Raw genomic sequence first — 25,036 nt, forward strand, 5'->3', positions numbered from 1 at the left:
GTTACGTTGGGTTGTCTTTCGGTACCACCGGCACCGTACGACGCCGGTCCTGCTGCCCCTCCCCCGGCCGCGCGACGGCCAGCAGCGCCATGTCGTCCGTGGCCTCGCCGCCCGTATGACGGCGTACGTCGCTGCCGAGTGCGGTCAGGAGTTCGTCGGGCCCGGAGAAGACCCGCCCGCGCAGCCGGGCCGCCGGATCGTAGAAGGTCCCGGCCCCGTCCCGGGCCTCCGTCAGCCCGTCCGTGTACAGGAGCAGCGTCGCCCCCGCCGGGAACGGCCACTCCTGCACCCGGTCCGGCCAGCCGCCCAGGTCCCCCATGCCCAGCGGCAGCGCCGGCTCGGCGGGGGCCAGCGTCGCGAGGCCGCCGTCCGCGTACAGCAGCAGCGGCTCGGGGTGGCCCCGGTTGACGAGGCGCAGCACGCCGGTGCCGGGCGGGATCTCGCCGAGCACGCAGGTGGTGAACCCCTCCACCGCGTCGAGGCTGTCGCGCCGGTTGCCCTCGCGGGCCAGCGCACGCTCCAGCCGCTGCGCCAGCGCCTCCAGCGAGGGCTCGCTCTCCGCGGCCTCCCGGAAGGCCCCCAGGACCACCGCCACGGCCTCGACCGCCCCCAGCCCCTTCCCCCGTACGTCTCCCACCGCGAGGCGCACCCCGTAGGGGGTGTCCTGCACCGCGTACAGGTCGCCGCCGATGAAGGCGTCCGCCTGCGCGGCCTCGTAGGTGGCGGAGACGTGCAGCCCCGCGATCCGTTCGGCGGGAGTCGGCAGCACGGCGCGCTGCGCGGCCTCGGCGATCCCGCGCGCGGAGGCGAGCTGCGCGCCGCTGCGCCGCACCACGATGTTGATGAGCGTGGCCAGCCCGGAGACGGTCAGCACGGTGGCCAGCTCGGTCAGGGCCTCCACCTGCCAGGTGGTGCCGTTGTAGATGTGCAGCAGGACCACGGCGACCGTGGACAGGGCCCCGATCAGCATGGTGGAGCGCAGGGTGAAGAGCGGGGCCGCGATCAGCGGGGCCGCCGAGAAGAAGGGGGAGCCGGTGAAGCTGGGAGGGGTCAGGAGGTCGAAGAGGAAGCCGAGGACGATCAGGGTGAACGGGAGCGCGCTGGCGATCCGGCGGACCACGGTGCTGTCGGCGGCCGCACCGAACACGCGCCCGCCCCTTCCCTGCCGGCCCAGCCGCACCACGCTGCTCTCCTGCCGCCCGGTCCCTCGCACGGGTGCGGGCCCGCCTCCGCCTCGCCCCCCAAGGCTCCCCGCAGGAAGGCCCGTACGGCGACCCGGGCGTGACTGTTCGGGTGACGGGAGCCCGGCAGGGGCGGGGGTGGCGGAGGCGGAGGCGGAGCGGGCATACGACGAAGGCCCGGCCCCCCAAAGGGGACCGGGCCTTCGTACTGAGTAGCGGGGGCAGGATTTGAACCTACGACCTCTGGGTTATGAGCCCAGCGAGCTACCGAGCTGCTCCACCCCGCGTCGGTAAACCCAACTCTACGCCATCCGGGCGGAGGCCTTCACCAATTAACGCCCGCACCCCCTCCAGGAGGGCATCACCGCAGGTCAGAGGGGTAAAACCCGGACCGTCACCACTTTCGGTGCACGGTTGCCTTGCCACCGGTCACCAAGCTCGCCGGCGGAACGTCATCGGCCACGACCGCGCCGGCGGCGACCACGGCGTCACGGCCGATGCTGACGCCGGGCAGGATCGTGGCACCGGCACCGATCCACACGTTCTCCGCCACGTCGATGGGTGCGCCGGTGAGGTACAGCCGCCGCTCCTCAGGATCAACGGGGTGGCCGCTGGTGATGAACGTGGCCTTCGGTCCGATCATCACGCCCTCGCCGAGACGAATGCCTGCGTAGTCCAGGAACGTGCAGTTCTGGTTGATGAAGACTCGCTCGGCGAGGTCGAGATTCAGGCCGTGGTCCGTGAAGAAGGGCGGATAGATCGTGACCCTCGGCGGCAGCGGCCTGCCGAGGATCTGTTCGAACAGTTCCGCCTTGCCCGCCTCGTCCTCGAAAGGCAGGACATTGAGGCGGGAGGTGAGCCCGGTGACCCGAAGGACCCTCTCGGCCATGGCCTGGAACTCGGCGCTGTGGATGCGCATGAGACGGTCGCCGGACATTTCGCGCTCCTTCATCCGAGGCGATCGAGTCCGCCACCGGGCTCGGCGGGTGAACGCGGGAGCCCTGTCAGCGGACGACGTCGAAGACGTTCTTCTGCAGGCCGTTGGCGTAGGCCTCGTGCTCGACGAGCTTCAGCTTCTGGGTGTCCTTGTCGGTGGCGCTGAAGAGCCGCTTGCCCGCCCCGAGCAGCAGGGGGAAGACGAGCAGGTGGTAACGGTCGATCAGACCGGCGTCGGAGAGCGCCCGGTTCAGTGAGGCACTGCCGTGGACGATGATCGGCCCGCCCTCGGTCTCCTTCAGCGCGGCGACCTCGTCGAGCGAGCGCAGGATCGTCGTCTCACCCCAGTTCGACACCAGGTCGCCCTCGCCGAGGGTGGTGGAGACGACGTACTTCGGCATCGCCTTGTAGTCGGCGAAGTCCTCCATGTCGGGCCACACCTGGCTGAACGCCTCGTAGCTGGTCCGGCCCAGCAGGATCGCGCCGGCCTCCTTCTGCTCCCGGACCTTGATCTCGAAGGCCTCGGGAAGGAAGTCGACGCCCTTGAAGGTCCACCCCGAGTTCCGGTAACCGGGCTCGCCGCCGGGGGAGTCCACGACGCCGTCGAGCGATATGAAGGCGGAGCTGATCAAGGTACGCATGTCGGGTCCTCAATGTCTCGGGTCTGGTTCTCAGCAGGTTCGTCCGGCGCGCGCTTCGACCGCACTCGCGGCTGCGGTGCGCCAATCATGATCTAAGACTGTGGATCATGGAAGAACTCATCGCTCGTCGCCCAAAGTTCTTCGACGACCCGAACCTTGCACACCGGCCTCCTCCACGCGACGCGCCCAGCCGCCGCTCCCGCACGACGTCGTGTGCCGCGGCTCGAGGGGAAACGACTGAGCGCCCCACCCGGTCGAAACCGGGTGCGGCGCTCAGTAGCAGGTCAGAGGGATCAACCCCCGCCCACGAGCAGTAGGCCATGTCGGACTCGAACCGACAACCAACGGATTAAAAGTCCGCTGCTCTGCCAATTGAGCTAATGGCCCGTGGCGTGCTCACCCCAGAGCATAGCCGCAGAGCGCCGGGCAGCCGATCGCATATCGCCTTGTCCGGGCCGGAGCATGTCGGCGAGGGCCGTCGGGGCTCGCGGTGGGACGCGAACGGGGCCCCCACGACGGTGTGTCGTAGGGGCCCCGCTCACAACAGTCGGCTCAGTGCCGAGGATCAGCCGTTGCGCTTCCAGCGCGGCTTGTCGTCACGACGGCCGCCGAAGGAGGAGCCGGTCGAGCCGGAACCCGAGGGGCCGTGCTCGTCGCGACGGCCGTACGGACGGTCGCCACCGGAGCGGAAGCCGCCACGGTCGCCACCGCGGTCGTCACGGTTGAAACCACCGGACGGACGGTCATCGCGACGGAAGCCACCACCGGTCGGACGGTCGCCACCACCGGAGCGGAAGCCGCCACCGGTCGGACGGTCGCCACCCGAGCGGAAGCCACCGGACGGACGGTCGTCGCGACGGAAGCCGCCACGGTCGCCACCGCGGTCGTCACGGTTGAAACCACCGGACGGACGGTCGTCACGACGGAAGCCACCACCGGTCGGACGGTCGCCACCACCGGAGCGGAAGCCGCCACCGGTCGGACGGTCGCCACCGGAACGGAAGCCACCGGACGGACGGTCGTCGCGACGGAAGCCGCCACGGTCGCCACCACGGTCGTCACGGTTGAAACCACCGGACGGACGGTCGTCACGACGGAAGCCACCACCGGTCGGACGGTCGCCACCACCGGAGCGGAAGCCGCCACCGGTCGGACGGTCGCCACCCGAGCGGAAGCCACCACGGTCGCCACCGCGGTCGCCACGGTCGTCGCGGCGGAAGCCGCCACGGTCGCCGCCGCGGTCGTCGCGACGGTCACCGCCACGGTTGTCACGGCGCTCGTAGTTGCCACGGTCGTCACGGCTCTGGAACGCGGGGCGCTCCTCGGCGACCGGCGCGGCCGCGACGGCAGCCGCGACCTCGGCCTCGGCGGCCTCGGCCACCTCGGCGACAGCGGCCTCCGGGTCCTCGCCGCGCTCGCGCGCGGAGCGGGCGACCAGGCGGTCGGACTCCTCGCGCAGCTCCACGGCGCGGCGCGACAGGCGCTCCAGCTGCTTGGTGAGGTCGGCGACCTCGCGCTCGGCCTGCTTCGCGGCGTTGTTCGCGGCGTCGGCCTGGACCTGCGTCAGCGAACGCGCACCGGTGATCTCGGCGACCTCCGGGTCGAAGGCGCCGACGCCCTGGACGATGTGGCGCGTGGCGTCCACGCCCGCGTCCTCCATCAGGCGGAAGATCTGACGGCGCTGGTGCGGAAGCGCCAGGGAGACCACGACACCGGACTTGCCGGCGCGGGCGGTACGGCCCGAGCGGTGCAGGTAGTCCTTGTGGTCGCCGGCCGGGTCCACGTTCAGGACCAGGTCGATGCCGTCGACGTGGATGCCGCGGGCGGCGACGTCGGTGGCGACGAGCGCGTTGACGTAGCCGTCCTTGAAGTCGGCGAGGACGCGGGTACGGGCACCCTGCGTCATGCCGCCGTGCAGCGCGTCGGCCTTCACGCCGGCCTCGATGAGCTGCTCGGCGATGCGGTCGGCGCCCAGCTGGGTGCGGACGAAGATGATGGTGCGGCCCTTGCGGGCGGCGATGGCGGCCGTGACCGGCGCCTTGTCCTTCGGCTTCACGACGAGGACGTGGTGCGTCATGGTCGTGACGTTGCCCTGCGCGCTGTCGACCTCGTGCGTGACGGGGTTCGTCAGGTAGCGCTTGACCAGGGTGCCGATCTCGTTCTCCATGGTGGCGGAGAAGAGCATGCGCTGGCCGCCGCCGGGGATCTGGTCGAGCAGCTCGGTGACCTCGGGCAGGAAGCCCAGGTCCGCCATCTGGTCGGCCTCGTCGAGGACTGCGACCTGGACGTTCGCCAGGGAGCAGGCGCCGCGGTTGATGATGTCGCGCAGGCGGCCCGGGGTGGCGACGAGGACGTCGACACCGCGCTCCAGAGCGAAGATCTGGTTGCTCATGGAGGTACCGCCGCAGACGACCTTCATCTTGAGGCCGAGCACGTCGCCGTAGGGCTGGAGAGCGTCGGCGACCTGCATCGCGAGCTCACGCGTCGGCGTCAGGATGATCGCGCGGGGCTTCTTCTTCTCGGTGTGGCCACCGGCCAGCGAGGCCAGGGTCGGCAGACCGAAGGAGAGGGTCTTGCCGGAGCCGGTGCGGCCACGGCCGAGGATGTCCTTGCCGGCCAGGGCGTCCGGGATGGTCGCGGCCTGGATCGGGAAGGGGGCGGTGACGCCGTTCTGGGCGAGCTTGCGCACGATCCCGTCGGGCAGACCGAGGTCGCCGAAGGTCATGGTGGGCTCGGCGTCGGCGGCGTCGTCGGACGCAGCCTCGTCGTCGAAGTCGGTGGTGGAGTCCTCGAAGGACTCGCCGGTCGTCACGTCGGCCTCAAGAGCCTCGATGATCTCGTCGGCGACTACGGCCTCGATGGCCTCGGTGACCGCAAGGGTCTCGGCGTCGACGATCTCGTTGGAGTCGTTCTCGGGCATGACGGAACGGTCAGAACTGGAAATGGACATGCGAAATGCGAAACCTTCCGGAGTCTCGGCACGCGCCCAAACTCCGTGAATCGCAAATCGACCGCCTCAATGCGGTCAGCCACGGTTGGGGAGAGTACGCGCCACGCGGCGCTCTTCGGAGTCGGCGCCGGGCAATGGGATCAAACGATCTATAACCATACGCACCCTCCCCGGGGTCTGGCAAGTCCGTCCCCTGAAGATGCCTCTTACCTGCACAAACACCAACGGGGAGAGCAGCGGACACCGAAGCGGCCCAGGAGCTCGGACGGCGGAACGCGCCGGTCCAGGGCCCGCTACTGACGCCCTGGCGCCCCGCTCGGCTCCGGCGGCGAGACCACCGGACTCGGTGTGGGTTGCGTCACTGGCGGAGTCGAGGTCGACGGAGCCGGAGACGGGGGCTGGGCGCTCGGAGAAGCGTGCTGCCCGCCACCGGAGCCACCCGCTCCGGCGGAACCCCCCGCCCCGCCGGAGCCCGAGCCGCCGCCCGAGGGCTGCTGGCCGCCCTGGCCGCCCGCGCCGCCGCCCGGCCCCGCCGAAGGCGAGGGAGCCCCGGGCGGGCCGGCCGGGGCTCCGGGGCTGGGGGAGACCCCGGGCGCGCCGGAGGCCTTGCCGGGCTCCCCGGCCCTGCCGTCCTGGTTCCCCGTACCGTCCTTCGAGCCGTGGCCGCCGCCGTGCACGCCGGCGCTCTTCCCGGACGAGGACCCGCCGGACTTCCCGTTCTGGATGGCCGCCGGGGAGGAGGGCCCCGGCTGCGCGGCGTCCTCGCCGACGCTCATGCAGCCGGCCGTGGAGGCCATCGCCGCCACCGCGAGCGCGGCGACTGCCAGCCGGAGGGGGCCCAGTGAGGGGCGGCGGAAGCGGAGGGAAGCGGACAACTGGCGCACGGGGGACCTCCGGAACACAGAACAAGAGTCCGCGGTGAGCGGGTCAATGTGCCCAACTCCCTTTGCCCCGCAAGGGACACGCCCCTGTGCGGAGCGGGGCCGCGCCCCGTCAGGCGAACAGCTGCCCCGCCACCTGGTAGCCGAGCGTGACCCCGCCGAGCCCGACCAGCACCGACGCCGCCACATTGGCCGCGGCGAGGAACTTCCAGCCCCGCTCGGCCAGCCGCAGCGTCTCGTAGGAGAAGGTCGAGTAGGTGCTCAGCGCCCCGCACAGCCCGGTGCCGATCAGCAGGCTCAGCCGCGAGGAGGCGGCCCCGTCCAGCACCGCGCCGGCCAGCGCCCCCAGCACCAGGGAGGCGGTCGCGTTGACCACGAAGGTCCCCCACGGGAAGACGGAGTCGTGGCGCGCCTGCACCGCACGGTCCGTCAGGTAGCGCAGCGGCGCCCCCACGGCCGCGCCCGCCATGACGGTCAGCCAGTCCGGCCAGTCCGGCCAGCTCACCCGCGCCCCCGCGACCGCGGCTGCGAAGGCCCGCGTCCACGGGCGCGTCCGTCCCCGACCGCGAGCCTGGTGGCCGTGGCCGTCGCCCACACCGCGCCCAGCGCCGCGACGACGGTGAGCCCGGCGTACGCCAGCGCGGTGCCGGCCTTCCCGACGTCCAGCAGGTGCGCGAAGTCCACCGCGTAGGTGGAGAAGGTCGTGAACCCGCCGAGCACCCCGACCCCCGCGAACGGGCGCACCAGCGGATGCGGGGCGGTCCGGCCGCCCTCGCTGATCAGCACCATGAGCACGCCGATCAGCGCGCAGCCGCTCACGTTGATCCAGAAGGTCGCCCACGGGAACGCACCGGGCGCGGCCGGCCACAGCAGGGAGATCCCGTACCGCGCCGAGGCGCCCACGACGCCGCCCGCCGCCACCGCCGCGAGCACCCGCCCCTGGGGTTCGGCGCGCTGCGCGGGCACGTGGAGGTCGACGTCCGGGTCGATGGCCTCGGCGCCCTCCGTCGGCCGGGTCACCGGCACGGCTCCCTGCGTCTCGTCACCGGGCCATTCTCGCGCGCCGCGCCCCGGCCCGCCGCGTCCGGGCCCTCCGGAACGGGCGGCCGTCCCGGACAATGGGTGCGTGCTGGAGATGACGCGTGACGCGTTCGAAGAGCTGGTGGCCGAGGCGCTGGACTCGATCCCCGAGGAGCTGACCCGGGTCATGGACAACGTGGCCGTCTTCGTGGAGGACGAGCCCGCCGCCGACGACCCCGAGCTGCTGGGCCTCTACGAGGGGACCCCGCTCACCGAGCGCGGCGAGTGGTACGCCGGGGTCCTGCCCGACCGGATCTCGATCTACATGGGCCCGACCCTGCGGATGTGCGAGACCTCCCAGGAGGTGGTCCACGAGGTGGCGGTGACCGTGGTCCACGAGATCGCCCACCACTTCGGCATCGACGACGAGCGGCTCCACGAACTCGGCTGGGGCTGACCTGCGGGTCCCCCTCGACGGCCGCTGACCCGCCCGCGGAAACCGTTTTGGCGATCGCCGCCGGGATCCCATATGCTTCTCACGTCCCCGACGCACTCGAGAGTGCACGGCGGGCCTTTAGCCCTCATCGTCTAGTGGCCCAGGACGCCGCCCTTTCAAGGCGGTAGCACGGGTTCGAATCCCGTTGGGGGTACGCATTACCGTGTGCGAGACTTGTTCTCGCACATTGCAAGGACCTGTGGAGCAGTTGGTTAGCTCGCCACCCTGTCAAGGTGGAGGTCGCGGGTTCAAGTCCCGTCAGGTTCGCTGAGACCGGAAACGGTTTCGTGGCTGGGTAGCTCAGTTGGTACGAGCGATCGCCTGAAAAGCGATAGGTCGCCGGTTCGACCCCGGCCCCAGCCACCAGAGAGTCAAGAAGGCCCCGTCCATCGGACGGGGCCTTCTTGCGTCACTCCTCCGCTGCGGTGGCCTCCGCGCGCGCCCTGCGGCGCCACTGCGCCAGCCCGAAGCCCGCCGCCGCCAGGGCGACGAGCCCGAGCAGTGCCCAGTCCGGCACCGCGTCCGCGACGGCCTGCACCCGCTGCTCCACCGCGAACGAGTCGTCCACGTCCAGCAGCCCCGGCAGCGCACTCGCCCCGTCGTAGATCAGGAACATCGCGCCGAGCAGGATGAAGAACAGGCCCGACGCGAGCGAGGTCGTGTGCAGTTCGAAGCGGCCGACCGAGAGCGACCGGCCGCGCAGCCAGCGGCGGCGGCCGAGGTCGAAGCGCTCCCAGAGCAGCGCCAGCAGGAACAGCGGCACCGCCATGCCGAGCGCGTACACCGCCAGCAGGAGGCCCCCGTAGACCGGGCTGCCGCTGACCGCCGCCACCGTCAGGACGCTGCCGAGGATCGGGCCGGCGCAGAATCCGGCCAGGCCGTAGACCGCGCCGAGCGCGTACACCGACAGGGCGGTCGTCGGCCGGATCCTCCCGGACAGCTCCGAGATCCGCTTCGGGGCGAAGCCGAGGCCGAGGATCTGGGCGAGCCCGAGCGCGATGATCAGCCAGCCGCCGAAGAGCACCAGGGCGTCCCGGTTGCCGTGGAAGAACCGCCCGGCGTACGAACCGGCCGCGCCCAGCGGTACGAGGGTGCTCGCGAGGCCCGCGTAGAAGATCCCGGTCCGGGCCAGCAGCCGGGAGGTGGAATCGATGGAGTAGGCGAAGAAGGCGGGCAGGAGCAGCGCGCTGCACGGGCTGAGCAGCGCGAGGAGGCCGCCCAGCAGGGCGGCCAGGTATCCGATGTCGGTCACTTCGCGCCCTCTCCGGCCTGCGCCTGGGTCTTGGCCCTGGCGATGGCGGCGGTGAAGGCGTCGACGGGCTGGGCGCCGGCCACGGGCTGCCCGTTGATCAGGAAGGACGGGGTGGAGGTGACGCCGATGCGGTAGCCCTCCTCCTGGTCCTTGCGCAGGGCGGCGGCGGCCTGCTCCCCGGCCATGTCCTTCTTGAAGCGCTCCAGGTCGGGGACCCCGGCCTGCTGCGCCAGCTCCTCCAGGCGGGCCTCGCCGAAGCCCTTCTCCTTGGAGCCCTCGGCGTACGCGGCCGCGTGGAACTGCGCGAAGCGGTCCTGCTGCCCGGCCGCCCAGGCGGCCTTGGCGGCGGCCTCGGAGTCGGCGCCGAAGATCGGGAAGTTGCGCCACTCGATGCGCAGGGTGCCGTCCTGCACGTACTTCTTCATCAGCTCGGGTTCGGTGTCGCGGGCGAACTTCCCGCAGTAGCCGCACTTGAAGTCGGAGTACTCGATCAGGACGACGGGCGCGTCGGCGCGGCCCACGGCGAGCTTGTCGCCGGACTCGCGGCGGGCGAGCGCCTTCAGCTCCGCCTGGGCGTCGGAGGCCTGCGGCGCGGAGGCCGAGGAGGACTTGGCGGGGGACTCCCCGGACGCGGTGGCCTGCCAGGACACGATGCCGAGGGTGATCGCGGCGACGGCGACCCCGGCGGAGATCAGCAGGGGCTTGCGGGGGGACGAGGGCATGCGGATGCTCCAGAGCTGTGTGAAGAGTGGGTACGGCGGACCGGGCGGGTTGCGACCGGTCCTCCTAGACCCGCATCACGGAGAGCTCCAGGGCGGAGGGCGCCGGCAGGTCGGGCCCGCGCACGAAGACCCGTACGGGTATCGCCTGCCCGTCCCAGGCCCGCTCCGCCCCGACCCGCGCGGGCGGCACGTGCCCCTGGTCCCCGGCTCCACGCGGCGGCGCGGCTGGCAGCGGCCCCCGCTCCGGCGGCCCGGGGGCGCAGGCGGGCCCTTGGCCGGTCGCCTCCGGGCCCGCGAACACCATGGCCGGGACGGGGACCGGCGCCAGGGCCTCATCCGCCACGGCGGCCCGAGCCGGGGCGGCCTGGACCGGGGCCGCGACGAGGCGACCCCCGCCCGCCTGGACCGCACCGGCCCGAACCCCACCCGAACCCGCACCCGCCGGAGGCATGCAGGCCAGCAGCACCGCGAGCACGGCGCCGAGCAGGAGCCACGGCACACGGGCTCCTCGGGCACGGGCGCGGAACATGTCGGGCCTCTCACTCGGACGGCGGGTCGGTTCAGGGGGTCTCGTCCCGAAATCGTACGGGGAGGGTGCACAAACGCGTTCGCCACCCGGCACCTGCGGGTGAGATCCTCGATCAGGTATGTCTACTTCCTTCGCCGCCCTGCAGACGCTTCTCGGTGAGATCTCCCTCCGTGACGCGCACCGCCTCGGCCGCCGCCTCGAAGGCGCCCGCCGTATCCGTAAGCCCGAGGCCAAGCAGGCCGTACTCGACGAGATCGCCGCGGAGGCCGAAAAGGCCGCCGCGCGACTGGCCGGGCGCGCCTCGCGGATGCCGGAGGTCACGTATCCCGAGAACCTTCCCGTCAGCCAGAAGAAGGACGAGATCGCCGAGGCGATACGCGACCACCAGGTCGTGATCGTCGCGGGCGAGACCGGCTCCGGCAAGACCACGCAGATCCCCAAGATCTGCATGGAGCTGGGGCGCGGCGTCCGGGGCATGATCGGCCACACCCAGCCCCGCCGGATCGCGGCCCGCACTGTCGCGGAGCGCATCGCGGAGGAGCTGAAGTCCGAGATCGGGCAGACCGTCGGCTGGAAGGTCCGGTTCACCGACCAGGTGGACCAGGACGCCACCTTCGTGAAGCTGATGACGGACGGCATCCTGCTCGCCGAGATCCAGACGGACCGCGAGCTGCGCGCGTACGACACGATCATCATCGACGAGGCCCACGAGCGGTCGCTGAACATCGACTTCCTGCTCGGCTACCTGGCCACGCTGCTGCCCAAGCGCCCCGACCTCAAGGTGATCATCACCTCGGCGACGATCGACCCCGAGCGCTTCTCCCGGCACTTCGGCGAGGCCCCGATCGTCGAGGTCAGCGGCCGGACGTATCCGGTCGAGCTGCGCTACCGCCCGCTGCTGGAGGACGACTCCGAGGACAGCGACCGCGACCAGATCACCGCGATCTGCGAGGCCGTGGACGAGCTCCAGTCCGAGGGGCCGGGCGACATCCTGGTCTTCCTCTCCGGCGAGCGCGAGATCCGCGACACGGCGGACGCGCTGGAGAAGCGCAAGCTCCGCCTCACCGAAGTCCTCCCCCTGTACGCCCGCCTCTCGCACGCCGAGCAGCACCGCGTCTTCCAGCAGCACACGGGCCGCCGGATCGTCCTCGCGACGAACGTCGCCGAGACCTCGCTGACGGTCCCGGGCATCAAGTACGTGATCGACCCGGGCAACGCCCGCATCTCCCGCTACAGCCACCGCACCAAGGTCCAGCGGCTGCCCATCGAGCGGATCTCCCAGGCCAGCGCCAACCAGCGCAAGGGCCGCTGCGGCCGTACCTCGGACGGCATCTGCATCCGTCTCTACTCCGAGGACGACTTCAACAGTCGTCCGGAGTTCACGGACGCCGAGATCCTGCGCACGAACCTGGCCTCCGTCATCCTCCAGATGACCGCGGCCGGCCTCGGCGAGATCGAGAAGTTCCCCTTCATCGACCCGCCGGACCACCGCAACATCCGCGACGGCGTGCAGCTCCTCCAGGAGCTCGGAGCCCTCGATCCGAACGAGAAGGACCACAAGAAGCGGCTCACGCCCATGGGCCGCCAGCTCTCCCAGCTCCCGGTGGACCCGCGGCTCGCCCGCATGGTGGTGGAGGCGGACAAGAACAACTGCGTCCGCGAGGTCATGGTCATCGCGGCGGCCCTGTCCATCCAGGACCCGCGCGAGCGGCCCTCGGACAAGCAGACCCAGGCCGACCAGAACCACGCCCGCTTCAAGGACGAGACCAGCGACTTCCTCTCGTTCCTGAACATGTGGCGCTACGTGCGCGAGCAGCAGAAGGAGCGCGGCTCCTCCTCCTTCCGCCGGATGTGCAAGCAGGAGTACCTGAACTTCCTGCGGATCCGCGAGTGGCAGGACATCTATTCGCAGCTGCGCACGGTCGCCAAGTCCATGGGCATCCACGTCAACGAGGCCGACGCCCCGGAGACGAGCGTGCACATCTCGCTGCTGGCCGGCCTGCTGTCGCACATCGGGCTCAAGGACACCGACAAGAACGAGTACCTGGGGGCCCGGTCCGCCAAGTTCGCGATCTTCCCCGGATCCTCGCTCTTCAAGAAGCAGCCGAAGTTCCTGATGTCGGCGGAGCTGGTGGAAACCTCCAGGCTGTGGGCCCGGGTGAACGCCAAGGTGGAGCCGGAGTGGGTGGAGCCGCTCGCCCAGCACCTGATCAAGCGCACGTACAGCGAGCCGCACTGGGAGAAGGACCAGGCGGCTGTCATGGCGTACGAGAAGGTCACCCTGTACGGGGTCCCGATCGTCGCGCAACGGAAGATCAACTACGGCCGGATCGACGCCGAGGTCTCGCGCGAACTGTTCATCCGCAACGCCCTCGTCGAGGGGGACTGGCGGACCCACCACAAGTTCTACGCCGACAACCGCAAGCTCCTCACCGAGGTCGAGGAGCTGGAGAACCGGGCCCGGCGCCGCGACATCGTGGTCGACGACGAGACCCTCTTCGACTTCTACGACCAGCGGATCCCCGAGCACGTGGTCTCGGGCGCGCACTTCGACTCGTGGTGGAAGCACAAGAAGCGCGACGAGCCGGAACTGCTCGACTTCGAGCGCGAGATGCTGCTGACGGAGAAGGCGGCCGGGGTCACCAAGGCCGACTATCCCGACTCCTGGCACCAGGGCCGGCTGAAGTTCCGGGTGACCTACCAGTTCGAGCCGGGCGCGGACGCGGACGGCGTGACCGTCCACATCCCGCTCCAGGTGCTCAACCAGGTCACGGACGAGGGCTTCGACTGGCAGATCCCGGGTCTGCGGGAAGAGGTCGTCACCGAGCTGATCCGCTCCCTCCCGAAGCCGATCCGCCGGCACTACGTGCCCGCGCCCAACTTCGCGACCCGCTTCCTGGCGACGTCTCACCCCCTCCAGGAACCGCTGCACGTCACGCTGGCCCGTGAGCTGCACCGGATGGTCGGGGTCCCGGTCACCGCCGAGGACTTCGACCTCACCCGGATCCCGGACCATCTGAAGATCACCTTCCGGATCGTCGACGAGCGACGCAAGAACCTCGCCGAGGCCAAGGACCTGGAGTACCTGCGGCTCCAGCTCAAGCCCAAGGCCCGCCAGGCCCTCTCCCAGGCGGCCGCGGCCACCGCCGAGCGGGCGGGCGGGGAGTCGTTGGAGAAGACCGGGCTGACGGACTGGACCATCGGCACGCTGACCAAGGTCTTCGAGACCCGGCGGGCCGGTCAGCCGGTGAAGGCCTACCCGGCGCTGGTGGACGAGGGCGCATCCGTCTCCGTACGCCTCTTCGACACCGAGGCCGAGCAGCAGCAGGCGATGTGGCTCGGCACCCGTCGGCTCATCCTGCTCAACATCCCGGTGAACCCGGCGAAGTTCGCCTCGGACCACCTCTCCAACCAGCAGAAGCTTGCCCTGTCGCGCAATCCGCACGGCTCCGTCCAGGGGCTGTTCGACGACTGCGCGACCGCGGCCACCGACAGGCTGATCGCGGCGCACGGCGGCCCGGCCTGGGACGAGGCGGGCTTCCGCAAGCTCTACGAGGCAGTCCGCGCGGACCTGGTGGACACCACGGTGCGGACGATCACGCAGGTGCAGCAGGTGCTGGCGGCCTGGCAGGCGTGCGAGCGCCGGCTGAAGACCACGAGCAGCCTGGCGCTCATGGCCAACGTCCAGGACGTCAGGACGCAGCTGGCGGCCCTGATGCCGGCCGGCTTCGTGACCCTGACCGGACTGCGCCGGCTGCCGGACCTGATGCGCTACCTGGTGGCCGCCGACCGGCGGCTCCAGCAGATGCCCACCGGGGTCCAGCGCGACACCACGCGCATGGAGAAGGTCCACGAGATGCGGGACGAGTACCTGTGGCTGCTGGAGCAGTTGCCCAAGGGCCGCCCGGTTCCGGAGGCGGTCACGGACATCCGCTGGATGATCGAGGAACTGCGGGTCAGCTACTTCGCGCACGCCCTCGGAACGGCCTATCCGATCTCCGACAAACGCATCGTGAAGGCGGTCGACGCGGCCGCCCCGGGACCTGCCCGCTGATCGGGTTCGACTCCACCCCCTGAGCTGCGGTACAGTCTGATTCGTAGCCGCCCAGCGGCTGCAAATCGAGGACCTGTGGAGCAGTTGGTTAGCTCGCCACCCTGTCAAGGTGGAGGTCGCGGGTTCAAGTCCCGTCAGGTTCGCAGTGACATCAGGGCCCGCATCCCCCAGGGATGCGGGCCCTGATGCGTTTCCCGGGGCACGTGGATACGGAACCGACCGGAGCGGCCCCGGCCCTCAGGGCCACCCGAACGACCGCCGTGGCCACCGGAACCCCTCACGGCGCCCCAAGAGCCCCTGAGAGCCCGCCAGAGCGCTTCGCGGAGCCCTTTCCGGATCATCGGAGGGCGGGAGCCGCGCGCGGCCGGTCAACGGCCCCCGGCCCTGCGGAAATATCCCCCGTCCGCATGATGCGCTCCGCGCCGGACATCCCCTTACGGGGTGCATTGCCGGATGTACAAGAGTGATCACCTGTGACGGGAGTCACCACATGAGTTTTTGAGACGCACGCTTTTATCGGACCCATACGCCTGCTCGATTTAATATGTGTAATTGCACCCACCCGGGCTGGCCTCGTACGCACGTCCGACAGGACCCTGACCAGGGCATAAAAAAGATCGCGCTGGACCCGGCGGAGTCCAGCGCGATCGAACGACAGGAGAACCTGTTGGGGCAGGTCCGGTCGTTTGAAGCTATGTGGGGCTCATCGGATTGGGGGACCCGATATAGACCCGGCATAAGTTGTGCTGCGGAACCTCAGGCCTCGCTGCGCTGCTGCGGAATTCCCGCAAGCAGTGCGCGGACCTCAGCCTCGCGGTAACGGCGGTGTCCACCCAGGGTGCGGATGGACGTGAGCTTGCCAGCCTTGGCCCAGCGAGTGACCGTCTTCGGGTCCACGCGGAACATCGTGGCAACCTCAGCCGGGGTCAGCAGCGGCTCGGCATCAGGGGTGCGAGCGGTCATGAGCGGCCTCCTCGGGAGAACCGAACCATCTCGGTTCTTTCCTCTAAATTCTGCACCTTGGCCCACGTTGCCCGAAATGGACATACGCGGGCCGAGTCGGTTATAGGACGAACGGCTTGTCCTCGGCACTACAACTACACCATCCGTCCAGCCTCGACGGCCAAACCGATGGAATTGCCCTCCGAGGTGTTCATCAGCGGCGGAAGCCGATGGACCGTCCCATAGCGGACAGTCACCCCACTGTGACGATCAGTCACAGAGCGATCAGGAGTCGTCAGACCCCCCGTAGAGTGCAATGCCGAGCATTCCGCCCTTAGTTGGACGGAAGGAACCCTCCCCGGACTCCTTGTCCTATTTTGGCACGAGGGTAGGGGAAGGGCGCAAGGGTGTAGAAAGTGCGGTCCGTCACGCTTGGGCCAATGGCCCGTATCGGGACGTAGGTCCCGGAACAAAGACCCAAAAGAGGGCATCACGGTCCTGAGCAGCCCGTTCTCTTCCGTGCTCGGCCGATCGGCGGATGGACACGGCCGTCCCGACCCGCCAGGCGGTCCGGGACGTCCTCCCGTCATCCGGTCGCACCGGCGCCGGACCGGGCGCCGAGTCGGGCGCTAATTGGCGAAGAGTCGCTCCCGGACCGCCCGCCACCGCTCCGCCAGGACCCCGTACGTCTCCGCCGCCCCGTCCCGGTCCCCGGCCCGAAGCGCCGCGATGCCCGCCGCCAGGTCCCGGGCCGAGTGGTCGACCGCCAGCCGGTCCGCCGACAGCGCGTACGGCAGCCCGCCGTAGTCCAGCTCCACCATCGAGCGCGGGTGGAACTCCTCCAGCCAGCTCCCGACCTCCACCAGCCCCTCGGCGAGCATCCCGTACCCCTCCGCCTCGCGCAGGGTCCGCAGCGCCCGCGCGAGCCGGCGCCGCGCCTGCACCATCGGGGTCCGGTAGCGCAGCCGCTCGCCGGGCACGTACTCCCGCTCCTCGTCGGACACCAGCACGAACCAGCGCAGCGGCACCTGCCACACCCCGGTACGGATCCACGGGCGGGCGTCGGGGTTCCGCCCGCGCCAGGCCTCGTACTCCTCGGTGGTCCGGCGCCGGGTCACCGCGGGCAGCACGGCGTCGAGGACCGAGGGCGGGAACTCGGCCGACAGCTCCTCCAGCGCCAGCCATCCCCGCAGCCTGGTCCGCCACGGGCAGACCAGCAGCACCCCGTCCACCTCGGCGGTGAAGGCGTCCGCGCTCTCGTGCGCCGGGACCCCGACCACGGGGACCCGTACCAAGTTCACCAGCGACCGGCGCAGTTCGTCCTGGGCGGTCGCGGTGGCCCCGCGCCGGGCGTAGTCGGCCCAGTGGGTGCGCTCGGGCTCCGGGAAAGCGGCCAGGGGCTCGTAGACGCGCAGGTACGAGGCGTACGGAACGGTCGGCGTCGACCGTGCCGAGGGCAGCCGGGGATCGGGGGATTCGCTCACGCTCTCGTCCTCCCCCGCCGCGCACACCGGTACTCCGTACCCCGTGAGTGTTCCGATCCCCGGACAGGGAGGATCACCGGGCCCCGCAGGTCTTACGCTGCTCCCAGCGCGCCCTCCCCCACCCGCAGGGCGGGCGTCTTTTCCCGCCGAATCTCTTCCATGGGAGTCACCACCGTGACCGAAATGACCGACGGCGTCCTGCACACCCTGTTCCGCAGCGAACAGGGCGGCCACGAGCAAGTCGTGCTGTGCCAGGACCGAGCCTCCGGCCTCAAGGCCGTCATCGCGATCCACTCCACCGCCCTGGGCCCGGCCCTCGGCGGCACCCGCTTCCACGCGTACGCCTCGGACGAGGAAGCCGTCCGTGACGCGCTGAACCTCGCGCGCGGCATGTCGTACAAGAACGCGCTCGCCGGGCTCGACCTCGGCGGCGGCAAGGCCGTCATCATCGGCGACCCGGACATCTTGAAGTCCGAGGAACTGCTGCTGGCCTACGGCCGGTTCGTGGAGTCCCTCGGCGGCCGCTACGTGACCGCCTGCGATGTCGGCACCTACGTGGCCGACATGGACGTCGTGGCCCGCGAGACCCGCTGGGCCACCGGCCGCTCGCCCGAGAACGGCGGCGCCGGCGACTCCTCGGTCCTCACCGCCTTCGGCGTCTTCCAGGGCATGCGCGCCAGCGCCCAGCACCTGTGGGGCGACCCGACCCTGCGCGGCCGCAAGGTCGGCGTGGCGGGCGTCGGCAAGGTGGGTCACCACCTGGTCGAGCACCTGCTGGAGGACGGCGCCGAGGTCGTGATCACGGACGTGCGGGAGGAATCCGTGTCGCGGATCCTCGAAAAGCACGCCGACGGCAAGTACGCGGGCCGGGTCACCGCCGTCGCCGACACGGAGGCCCTGATCCGCGTCGAGGGCCTGGACATCTACGCCCCCTGCGCGCTGGGCGGGGCCCTGAACGACTCCTCGGTGCCGGTCCTGACCGCGAAGGTGGTGTGCGGCGCGGCGAACAACCAGCTCGCGCACCCGGGCGTGGAGAAGGACCTCGCGGACCGCGGGATCCTCTACGCGCCGGACTACGTGGTCAACGCGGGCGGGGTCATCCAGGTCGCCGACGAGCTCCACGGCTTCGACTTCGACCGCTGCAAGGCGAAGGCGTCCAAGATCTTCGACACCACGCTGGCGATCTTCGCACGTGCGAAGTCCGACGGGATCCCGCCGGCCGCCGCCGCCGACCGGATCGCCGAGCAGCGGATGGCCGAGGCCCTCGCCACGCGCACCGCCGGCCGGACCGCCGCGCTGACGGTCTGATCCTCACGAGGTGCCCACGGGGGTCCCCACAGGCGTCCTTATCGGGCGCTTATGGGGGCTTCCGGGGCGTCCGCCGGGGCGCAGCGAGACGGAACTCACTGCGCTTCGGCGGGTCGCCCGTCAGGAAAGGGCTAAAATCGCAGCTGACCAGCGAGGACGGGGCGCCTTGTTGGTACTGCACCGGGGCGCGTCATGCGGGCGACGTACCGTATGGCCGCGGAAGCAGGTACCGTTAAACCCCTACGGACGGTCTCTCCACGGAGAGCCCGCTCCGAACCATGAACGCGTGTCAGACTCTGGGGCCGTCGAGCCCCGTCACCGAGGGGGTCGAGCCATGGGGCGCGGCCGGGCAAAGGCCAAGCAGACGAAGGTCGCCCGCCAGCTGAAGTACAGCAGCGGCGGGACTGACTTGTCGCGTCTGGCCAATGAGCTGGGCGCATCGCCGACTGATCCGCCGCTGCCTGTCAGCGTGCCGGTCGAAGTCGATGACGATGACGATCAAGATGAGGACGACCCGTACGCCAAGTACGCGGCGCTCTACAACGACGATGACGAAGAGGACGAGGACGAAGAGTCCGGTCCGTCGGCGCATCGTCGCGGTGCTTGACGCTTTCGCGGTGCGTGACGCTCTAGAGGTGTCTGCACACCAGGTCTGAAACACCGAAACCCGGTCCAGGGCATTGCCCCGGACCGGGTTTCCGTGCTGTCCGCTCGCGTCAGCTCGCGTAGTCACCGGTCATGGTGGCGCCCTCGGCGTGGTCGCCGCGGTCCAGGATCTCGCCCGCGACCCAGGCGTCGACGCCCCGGTCGGCCAGAGCGGTCAGGGCCACGTCCACCGACTCCTGCGGGACCACGGCCATCATGCCGACGCCCATGTTCAGGGTCTTCTCCAGCTCCAGGCGCTCCACCTGCCCGGCCTTGCCGACCAGGTCGAAGATCGCACCCGGGGCCCAGGTCGAGCGGTCGACCGTGGCGTGCAGGTGGTCCGGGATCACCCGGGCCAGGTTGGCCGCGAGGCCGCCGCCCGTGATGTGGGAGTAGGCGTGCACCTCGGCGGTGCGGGTGAGCGCCATGCAGTCCAGCGAGTAGATCTTGGTGGGCTCCAGGAGCTCCTCGCCGAGGGTCCGGCCGAGCTCCTCCACGTGCTGCTCCAGGGACATCCCGGCGCGGTCGAAGAGGACGTGGCGGACCAGCGAGTACCCGTTCGAGTGAAGACCGGAGGACGCCATCGCGATCACGGCGTCGCCCGTACGGATACGGTCCGCGCCGAGCAGGGCGTCGTACTCGACGACTCCGGTGCCGGCGCCCGCCACGTCGAAGTCCTCCGGGCCCAGCAGACCGGGGTGCTCGGCGGTCTCGCCGCCGACCAGGGCGCAGCCGGCCAGGACGCAGCCCTCGGCGATGCCCTTGACGATGGCCGCGACCCGCTCGGGGTGGACCTTGCCGACGCAGATGTAGTCGGTCATGAAGAGCGGCTCGGCGCCGCAGACGACGATGTCGTCCATGACCATCGCGACCAGGTCGTGCCCGATGGTGTCGTACACGCCCATGCGGCGGGCGATGTCCACCTTGGTGCCGACCCCGTCGGTGGCGGAGGCCAGCAGGGGGCGCTCGTAGCGCTTGAGGGCGGAGGCGTCGAAGAGGCCGGCGAAGCCGCCGAGGCCGCCGAGGACCTCGGGGCGCTGCGTCTTCTTCACCCACTCCTTCATCAGCTCGACGGCGCGGTCTCCCGCGTCGATGTCCACGCCCGCGGCTGCGTAGCTGGCACCGGTGGTCTTCTCTGTCATGACAGGAGAGAGCTTTCGTGTCGTTGCTGCGTGTGGTGCGGGGCCCCGGGAGAAGCTTCAAAAGGCAGGGCCCCGCGCAGGTTGAGCAGGGTGGGCAGGGCACACCGGCCCCAGGGGACCGGGTGCTCTACGGGGCTGCGAGCCCTACGGGCGCCGGAGCGCGTCGGCGGCGTCCGTACCGCCGGCCAGCTCCGTCTCCAGAAGCTGCTTGCCCAGCAGCTGCGGGTCGGGCAGCTCCATGGGGTACTCGCCGTCGAAGCAGGCACGGCAGAGGTTGGGCTTCTGGATGGTGGTCGCCTCGACCATCGCGTCGAGCGAGATGTACGAGAGCGAATCCGCGCCGAGCGACTTGGCGATCTCGTCGACCGACATGCCGTTGGCGATCAGCTCGGCCCGGGTGGCGAAGTCGATGCCGAAGAAGCACGGCCACTTCACCGGCGGCGAGGAGATCCGGATGTGGATCTCCGCCGCGCCGGCCTCGCGGAGCATCTTGACCAGGGCGCGCTGGGTGTTGCCGCGGACGATCGAGTCGTCGACGACCACCAGGCGCTTGCCCCGGATGACTTCCTTGAGGGGGTTGAGCTTGAGACGGATGCCGAGCTGGCGGATCGTCTGCGAGGGCTGGATGAAGGTCCGGCCCACGTAGGCGTTCTTGACCAGGCCGACGCCGTACGGAATCCCGCTGGCCTCGGCGTAACCGACGGCGGCGGGCGTGCCCGATTCCGGTGTCGATATCACCAGGTCGGCCTCGACCGGGGCTTCCTTGGCGAGGCGCCTGCCCATCTCGACGCGCGAGAGGTAGACGTTCCGGCCGGCGATGTCGGTGTCCGGGCGCGCCAGGTAGACGTACTCGAAGACACAGCCCTTGGGCTTTGCTTCCGCGAAGCGAGAGGTCCGCAGACCGTTCTCGTCGATCGCGATGAGCTCGCCCGGCTCGACCTCGCGGACGAAGCTGGCTCCGCAGATGTCGAGGGCGGCGGTCTCGCTCGCGACCACCCAGCCGCGGTCGAGGCGGCCGAGGACCAGCGGGCGGATGCCCTGCGGGTCACGGGCGGTGTAGAGCGTTCCCTCGTCCATGAAGACGAGCGAGAAGGCGCCCTTCACCTTCGGGAGGACCTTGGTGGCCGACTCCTCGATGGTCAGGGGCTTGCCGTCGTCGTCCGTCTGGCCGGCCAGGAGGGCGGTGACCAGGTCGGTGTCGTTGGTGGCCGCCACCTGGGTGGCGCGGCCGTCCTGACGGGGGAGGTCGGCGACCATTTCGGCGAGCTCGGCGGTGTTCACCAAGTTGCCGTTGTGACCCAGGGCAATGGAGCCGTGGGCGGTCGCACGGAAGGTCGGCTGAGCGTTCTCCCAGACGGAGGCTCCGGTGGTCGAGTAGCGGGCGTGACCGACCGCGATATGACCCTGGAGCGAGCCGAGAGAGGTTTCGTCGAAGACTTGGGAAACGAGGCCCATGTCCTTGAAGACCAGGATCTGGGAACCGTTGCTCACAGCGATGCCCGCGGACTCTTGTCCGCGGTGCTGCAGTGCATACAGTCCGAAGTAGGTGAGCTTGGCGACCTCTTCACCCGGAGCCCAGACACCGAAGACGCCGCAAGCGTCCTGGGGGCCTTTTTCGCCGGGGAGCAGGTCGTGGTTGAGTCGTCCATCACCACGAGGCACGCCTCCGAGTGTAGGCGAGATCGACCACTGGTCCGAATTGGGGACGGCCGGGAAATGTCACAGCACGGAGGGTGACCGGGCGCCCCGTCTCGGTATTCGGATCACCTTGTTGACATCTACAAGGGCATTCGGACAGGCTCTCGGCCATGCAGCCTCTCGGTGACCGTTCTGTCACCCTCGTCGAGCGCCGGCACGTGGACCTGGTCCGTGTCGCGAGCGCCATCTGTCGCTGTTTCGCGTAGCCACAACTCTTCCTCCTTCTTTCCCCTTTCCGCTCCACCCAACCCCGCCCCGCCGTGCCGTGCGCCGTCCCGCGCCGCCCGGGGAGGGTGGGTGGGCCGCGCCTTGGAGCACCCGTGTCTTCGTACAACAGCAAGCTGTCCCGTCGCGCCTTCGGAGGCGCCGTCGGAGTGACCGCGGCGGCCGCCGCGGTGGGGCTGGGAGCCGCCCCCGCCCAGGCCTCCGAGGACCGGAACACGGGTCCCGAGGAGCGGGAGTTCCGGGCCGATCGGGGTCGCCGCTCGCGCCGCCCGAACATCCTGTTCATCCTCGGGGACGACCTCGGCTGGGCCGACCTGTCCTCGTACGGGTCCCCCAACATCAAGACCCCGAACCTGGACCGGCTCGCCCGCCAGGGCGTGCGCTTCACCGACGCATACTCCGGCTCCGCGACCTGCTCCCCGACCCGTTTCAGCCTGTACACCGGGCGCTACCCGGGCCGTACCAAGGGCGGGCTCGCCGAGCCGATAGCCGACAAGACGGCCGGTCTGGAGCCCACCCATCCCACGCTGGCCTCGCTGCTGCGCGGCTCGGGCTACTCGACCGCGCTGATCGGCAAGTGGCACTGCGGCTACCTGCCCGACTACAGCCCGACCAAGTCCGGCTGGGACGAATTCTTCGGCAACTTCGGCGGAGCCCTGGAGTACTACTCCAAGCTCGGTCTGGGCGGCGAGTACGACCTCTACGAGGGCGACGCCGAGTACAAGGACCTGCGCTATTACACCCGCATCCTGACCGAGCGGGCGAGCGAGTACGTCTCCCGCGACCACCACGGCAAGCCGTGGCTGCTCAACCTCAACTTCACCACCCCGCACTGGCCGTGGATCGCCGAGGGCGACACGGCGGAGAGCGCCGAGGTGGAGCGGCGGATCAAGGCGGGCGACGGACGGGCCCTGTGGCACCAGGACGGCGGCTCGATCGAGAAGTACAAGCAGATGGTTGAGGACCTCGACCGCTCGGTCGGCGAGGTGCTCAAGGCGCTGAAGCGCTCCGGCCAGGAGGAGGACACCCTGGTCTTCTTCTCCAGCGACAACGGCGGCGAGCGCTTCTCCCACAACTGGCCGCTGTCGGGCAACAAGGCCTCCCTCCAGGAGGGCGGGATCCGGGTCCCGAACATCGTGCGCTGGCCGGCCCGGCTGGGCGGCGGCCAGGTCAGCCACGTCCCGGTCTTCACCCCGGACTGGACGGCGACCCTGCTGGAGCTGGCCGGGGCCCGCGCGAACCCGGCGTACCCGCTGGACGGGGTGAGCCTGGCCGGGTACCTGCTGCGCGGGGAGAAGGTCGCCGAGCGGAACATCTTCTGGCGGGTCCGCGGGGAGCGGGCGCTGCGCCGCGGGGACTGGAAGTACTACCGCGGCAAGGCGGGCCGCGACCAGCTGTTCAACCTGGCCGGGGACATCCGCGAACAGGCCGACAAGGCGGCCCTGGAGCCGGCCCGGCTGGCCGAGCTGCGGGCGGCCTGGGAGAAGACGGACGCGGGCCTGCTCCCGTACCCGGGCTGATCCCCGTACGGCGCCGCGGCCGGGGCGGTCCACAGCCTGTGGAAAGCCGCCCCGCCCGGGGCGGGGTCACTCCACGGCCGAGGCCGCCCGGGCCGTGATGCCCTTGATCTCACCTTCGGTGGTCGCGGTCAGGGTGAGGGCGTCGCCCTTGATCTCCACGGCGAGCGGGCCGCCGGAGAACAGCCCGGCCAGCTCCCGCTCCACCTCGCCGGCCGGGCCCTCGCAGGCCATCCGGGTGGTGGCCAGCGGCCCGAAGGTGAGCAGCGGCCCCTGGACGGTGGCCTTGGCGTTGAACCGGTTGCAGCCGAGGCCTCCGGTCGCGGAGCCGTCCGCGGTGAGGGTGAACCAGGCCCTGCCCTCGACGCCGGCGGGAAGGGGCGAGCTCGCCTCCTGACCGACGAGGGAGTCCACGGTCCACCGGGTGGCGACCAGCGGAGCGTCGGGGGTACGGGGCTCCGCGGTCTGCGTGACCGCCTGCCCGGGGGCGGTGCGCGGGCCGGCGTCCCCGCAGGAGACGGCGGCCGCCAGGAGCAGGGCGGTCAGGGGTGCGAGGAGGAGCCGGAGCGGGCGCATGCCGGTGGGACGCGGCCCGCTCCGCGGCGGTTCCGCGCTCAGGCCATCAGGGGGAGCAGGGCGGAAAGGTCGGCGCGTTCGCCGCTGGCGCTGACGCGGGCCCCGTCCAGTTCCCCGGCCCAGGTGGCACGGCCAGTGGCGAGCCGGATCCAGGTCAGCGGGTCGGTCTCCACGACGTTCGGCGGGGTGCCGCGGGTGTGCCGGGGGCCCTCGACGCACTGGACCACCGCGAAGGGCGGGACGCGCACCTCCACGGAGCCGCCGGGCGCCTTGATCGCGAGGGCGTCGGCGAGCAGCCGGGTGCAGGCGGCCAGGGCCTGGCGGTCGATCGTGATGTCCAGTCCGGTGGCGCGGCGCAGGTCGTCGGTGTGGACCACGAGCTCGATGGTCCGGGTGACCACGAAGTCGGCCAGGGTCATGGCCCCGATCCACAGGTCCAGGACCCGGCTGCCGGGGTGCGCTTCAAGGGCTCGGGCCAGGCGGTCGGCGGTCCGGTCGAAGAGCTCGGGCAGCGGGGCGCCCTCCAGGGTCTCCTTGGCCGCTTCGGCGATCTTCCCGGCGAGCGAGGCGGTCGCGAAGGGCCATTCGACGGCGGGCAGTTCGGCGACGGCGGCGGGCGGCTTGTCCAGGCCGGCCGCCAGCGAGTCGGCGATCCACGCGATGTGCGCGGCGAGTTCGGCGACGGTCCAGTCGCCGAGCCCGCTCGGCCGGGCGAGCTGCTCCGGGTCCAACTCCCGTACGGCGTCCCGGACATGGCCGAACTGGGCGACGACGGCTGCGCTGGTCCTCGCGTGGTCGTAGGTGCGCGGCTTCTTCTTGGCGGGCGGCATGGGCCGA

Annotated in this window: 22 protein-coding genes and 6 tRNA genes; 10 read left to right on the forward strand and 18 right to left on the reverse strand. The window is 70.7% G+C overall.

Going from position 1 to position 25,036, the window contains the following annotated elements:
* Position 1 precedes the first annotated feature (1 nt).
* The 9 genes from AC3IYJ_RS18860 to AC3IYJ_RS18900 all read right to left on the reverse strand — a co-directional run bounded on the left by AC3IYJ_RS18860 (position 2) and on the right by AC3IYJ_RS18900 (position 7,609).
* On the reverse strand, positions 2-1,183 hold the full coding sequence (locus AC3IYJ_RS18860) for a PP2C family protein-serine/threonine phosphatase (RefSeq protein ID WP_489402457.1): 1,182 nt from the start codon (positions 1,181-1,183) through the stop codon (positions 2-4).
* Positions 1,184-1,394: 211 nt separating this feature from the next.
* Positions 1,395-1,468, reverse strand: a tRNA-Met gene (locus AC3IYJ_RS18865).
* Positions 1,469-1,575: 107 nt separating this feature from the next.
* Positions 1,576-2,118, reverse strand: coding sequence for a DapH/DapD/GlmU-related protein (locus AC3IYJ_RS18870; RefSeq protein ID WP_489402458.1), 543 nt, complete (start codon positions 2,116-2,118; stop codon positions 1,576-1,578).
* A 67-nt stretch (positions 2,119-2,185) separates the two neighbouring features.
* Positions 2,186-2,758 carry a dihydrofolate reductase family protein gene (locus tag AC3IYJ_RS18875; protein ID WP_489402459.1) on the reverse strand — a complete coding sequence of 191 codons (573 nt, stop codon included), beginning with the start codon at positions 2,756-2,758 and terminating at the stop codon, positions 2,186-2,188.
* 314 nt (positions 2,759-3,072) lie between these two features.
* A tRNA-Lys gene (locus AC3IYJ_RS18880) sits at positions 3,073-3,145 on the reverse strand.
* Positions 3,146-3,323: 178 nt separating this feature from the next.
* A complete protein-coding gene (locus AC3IYJ_RS18885; protein WP_489402460.1) occupies positions 3,324-5,708 on the reverse strand; it encodes a DEAD/DEAH box helicase in 2,385 nt (794 codons plus the stop codon).
* 293 nt (positions 5,709-6,001) lie between these two features.
* Complete coding sequence (locus tag AC3IYJ_RS18890) at positions 6,002-6,592, reverse strand: hypothetical protein (protein WP_489402461.1); 591 nt, start codon at positions 6,590-6,592, stop codon at positions 6,002-6,004.
* A 109-nt stretch (positions 6,593-6,701) separates the two neighbouring features.
* On the reverse strand, positions 6,702-7,058 hold the full coding sequence (locus tag AC3IYJ_RS18895; RefSeq protein WP_489402857.1) for a fluoride efflux transporter FluC: 357 nt from the start codon (positions 7,056-7,058) through the stop codon (positions 6,702-6,704).
* Between the two features lie 32 nt (positions 7,059-7,090).
* Entirely contained in the window at positions 7,091-7,609 is a 519-nt protein-coding gene (locus AC3IYJ_RS18900; RefSeq protein WP_489402462.1) for a FluC/FEX family fluoride channel, read from the reverse strand.
* A gap of 106 nt (positions 7,610-7,715) precedes the next feature.
* On the opposite strand from AC3IYJ_RS18900, the gene AC3IYJ_RS18905 reads away from it, so the two are divergent.
* The 4 genes from AC3IYJ_RS18905 to AC3IYJ_RS18920 all read left to right on the forward strand — a co-directional run bounded on the left by AC3IYJ_RS18905 (position 7,716) and on the right by AC3IYJ_RS18920 (position 8,471).
* Entirely contained in the window at positions 7,716-8,066 is a 351-nt protein-coding gene (locus AC3IYJ_RS18905; protein WP_489402463.1) for a metallopeptidase family protein, read from the forward strand.
* Positions 8,067-8,186: 120 nt separating this feature from the next.
* Positions 8,187-8,259, forward strand: a tRNA-Glu gene (locus AC3IYJ_RS18910).
* A gap of 39 nt (positions 8,260-8,298) precedes the next feature.
* Positions 8,299-8,372 (forward strand) — tRNA-Asp (locus AC3IYJ_RS18915).
* 22 nt (positions 8,373-8,394) lie between these two features.
* Positions 8,395-8,471: transfer RNA gene (locus tag AC3IYJ_RS18920), tRNA-Phe, on the forward strand.
* A gap of 43 nt (positions 8,472-8,514) precedes the next feature.
* Here AC3IYJ_RS18920 and AC3IYJ_RS18925 read toward each other — a convergent pair.
* From AC3IYJ_RS18925 to AC3IYJ_RS18935, 3 genes are all read right to left on the reverse strand, one after another.
* On the reverse strand, positions 8,515-9,357 hold the full coding sequence (locus AC3IYJ_RS18925; protein WP_489402464.1) for a cytochrome c biogenesis CcdA family protein: 843 nt from the start codon (positions 9,355-9,357) through the stop codon (positions 8,515-8,517).
* A complete protein-coding gene (locus AC3IYJ_RS18930) occupies positions 9,354-10,079 on the reverse strand; it encodes a DsbA family protein (RefSeq protein WP_489402465.1) in 726 nt (241 codons plus the stop codon). Before AC3IYJ_RS18930 ends, AC3IYJ_RS18925 begins: the two co-directional genes overlap by 4 nt.
* 64 nt (positions 10,080-10,143) lie before the next feature.
* Positions 10,144-10,578 (reverse strand): hypothetical protein, encoded by a 435-nt coding sequence (locus AC3IYJ_RS18935; RefSeq protein ID WP_489402466.1) that lies wholly within the window; start codon positions 10,576-10,578, stop codon positions 10,144-10,146.
* 148 nt (positions 10,579-10,726) lie between these two features.
* Between AC3IYJ_RS18935 and hrpA the strand changes: the two genes are divergently transcribed.
* Both hrpA and AC3IYJ_RS18945 read left to right on the forward strand, forming a co-directional pair.
* On the forward strand, positions 10,727-14,662 hold the full coding sequence (hrpA, locus tag AC3IYJ_RS18940; protein WP_489402467.1) for an ATP-dependent RNA helicase HrpA: 3,936 nt from the start codon (positions 10,727-10,729) through the stop codon (positions 14,660-14,662).
* Between the two features lie 69 nt (positions 14,663-14,731).
* Positions 14,732-14,805 (forward strand) — tRNA-Asp (locus AC3IYJ_RS18945).
* Positions 14,806-15,418: 613 nt separating this feature from the next.
* On the opposite strand, the gene bldC is transcribed toward AC3IYJ_RS18945, so the two are convergent.
* Together bldC and AC3IYJ_RS18955 are read right to left on the reverse strand one after the other, a co-directional pair.
* Complete coding sequence (bldC, locus tag AC3IYJ_RS18950; RefSeq protein ID WP_003949541.1) at positions 15,419-15,625, reverse strand: developmental transcriptional regulator BldC; 207 nt, start codon at positions 15,623-15,625, stop codon at positions 15,419-15,421.
* Between the two features lie 608 nt (positions 15,626-16,233).
* Positions 16,234-17,088 carry a DUF8083 family protein gene (locus AC3IYJ_RS18955; RefSeq protein ID WP_489402468.1) on the reverse strand — a complete coding sequence of 285 codons (855 nt, stop codon included), beginning with the start codon at positions 17,086-17,088 and terminating at the stop codon, positions 16,234-16,236.
* A 174-nt stretch (positions 17,089-17,262) separates the two neighbouring features.
* On the opposite strand from AC3IYJ_RS18955, the gene AC3IYJ_RS18960 reads away from it, so the two are divergent.
* On the forward strand, positions 17,263-18,396 hold the full coding sequence (locus AC3IYJ_RS18960) for a Leu/Phe/Val dehydrogenase (protein WP_489402469.1): 1,134 nt from the start codon (positions 17,263-17,265) through the stop codon (positions 18,394-18,396).
* Between the two features lie 334 nt (positions 18,397-18,730).
* Positions 18,731-19,003 (forward strand): DUF3073 domain-containing protein, encoded by a 273-nt coding sequence (locus tag AC3IYJ_RS18965; RefSeq protein WP_112449218.1) that lies wholly within the window; start codon positions 18,731-18,733, stop codon positions 19,001-19,003.
* Between the two features lie 109 nt (positions 19,004-19,112).
* Here the strand turns inward: AC3IYJ_RS18965 and purM are convergent, their stop codons facing one another.
* Positions 19,113-20,183 carry a phosphoribosylformylglycinamidine cyclo-ligase gene (gene purM / locus AC3IYJ_RS18970; RefSeq protein WP_489402470.1) on the reverse strand — a complete coding sequence of 357 codons (1,071 nt, stop codon included), beginning with the start codon at positions 20,181-20,183 and terminating at the stop codon, positions 19,113-19,115.
* Between the two features lie 144 nt (positions 20,184-20,327).
* Positions 20,328-21,845: an amidophosphoribosyltransferase gene (gene purF, locus AC3IYJ_RS18975; protein ID WP_489402471.1), complete on the reverse strand. Its 1,518-nt coding sequence runs from the start codon at positions 21,843-21,845 to the stop codon at positions 20,328-20,330.
* Positions 21,846-21,991: 146 nt separating this feature from the next.
* On the opposite strand from purF, the gene AC3IYJ_RS18980 reads away from it, so the two are divergent.
* Both AC3IYJ_RS18980 and AC3IYJ_RS18985 read left to right on the forward strand, forming a co-directional pair.
* A complete protein-coding gene (locus AC3IYJ_RS18980) occupies positions 21,992-22,087 on the forward strand; it encodes a putative leader peptide (protein WP_449482882.1) in 96 nt (31 codons plus the stop codon).
* Between the two features lie 114 nt (positions 22,088-22,201).
* Positions 22,202-23,626, forward strand: coding sequence for a sulfatase-like hydrolase/transferase (locus tag AC3IYJ_RS18985; protein WP_489402472.1), 1,425 nt, complete (start codon positions 22,202-22,204; stop codon positions 23,624-23,626).
* A gap of 66 nt (positions 23,627-23,692) precedes the next feature.
* On the opposite strand, the gene AC3IYJ_RS18990 is transcribed toward AC3IYJ_RS18985, so the two are convergent.
* Together AC3IYJ_RS18990 and AC3IYJ_RS18995 are read right to left on the reverse strand one after the other, a co-directional pair.
* Positions 23,693-24,199, reverse strand: coding sequence for an META domain-containing protein (locus AC3IYJ_RS18990; RefSeq protein WP_489402473.1), 507 nt, complete (start codon positions 24,197-24,199; stop codon positions 23,693-23,695).
* A 38-nt stretch (positions 24,200-24,237) separates the two neighbouring features.
* Entirely contained in the window at positions 24,238-25,029 is a 792-nt protein-coding gene (locus AC3IYJ_RS18995; protein WP_489402474.1) for a maleylpyruvate isomerase family mycothiol-dependent enzyme, read from the reverse strand.
* Positions 25,030-25,036: the final 7 nt, after the last annotated feature.

Source organism: Streptomyces sp. GL_140 (genome assembly GCF_057834465.1).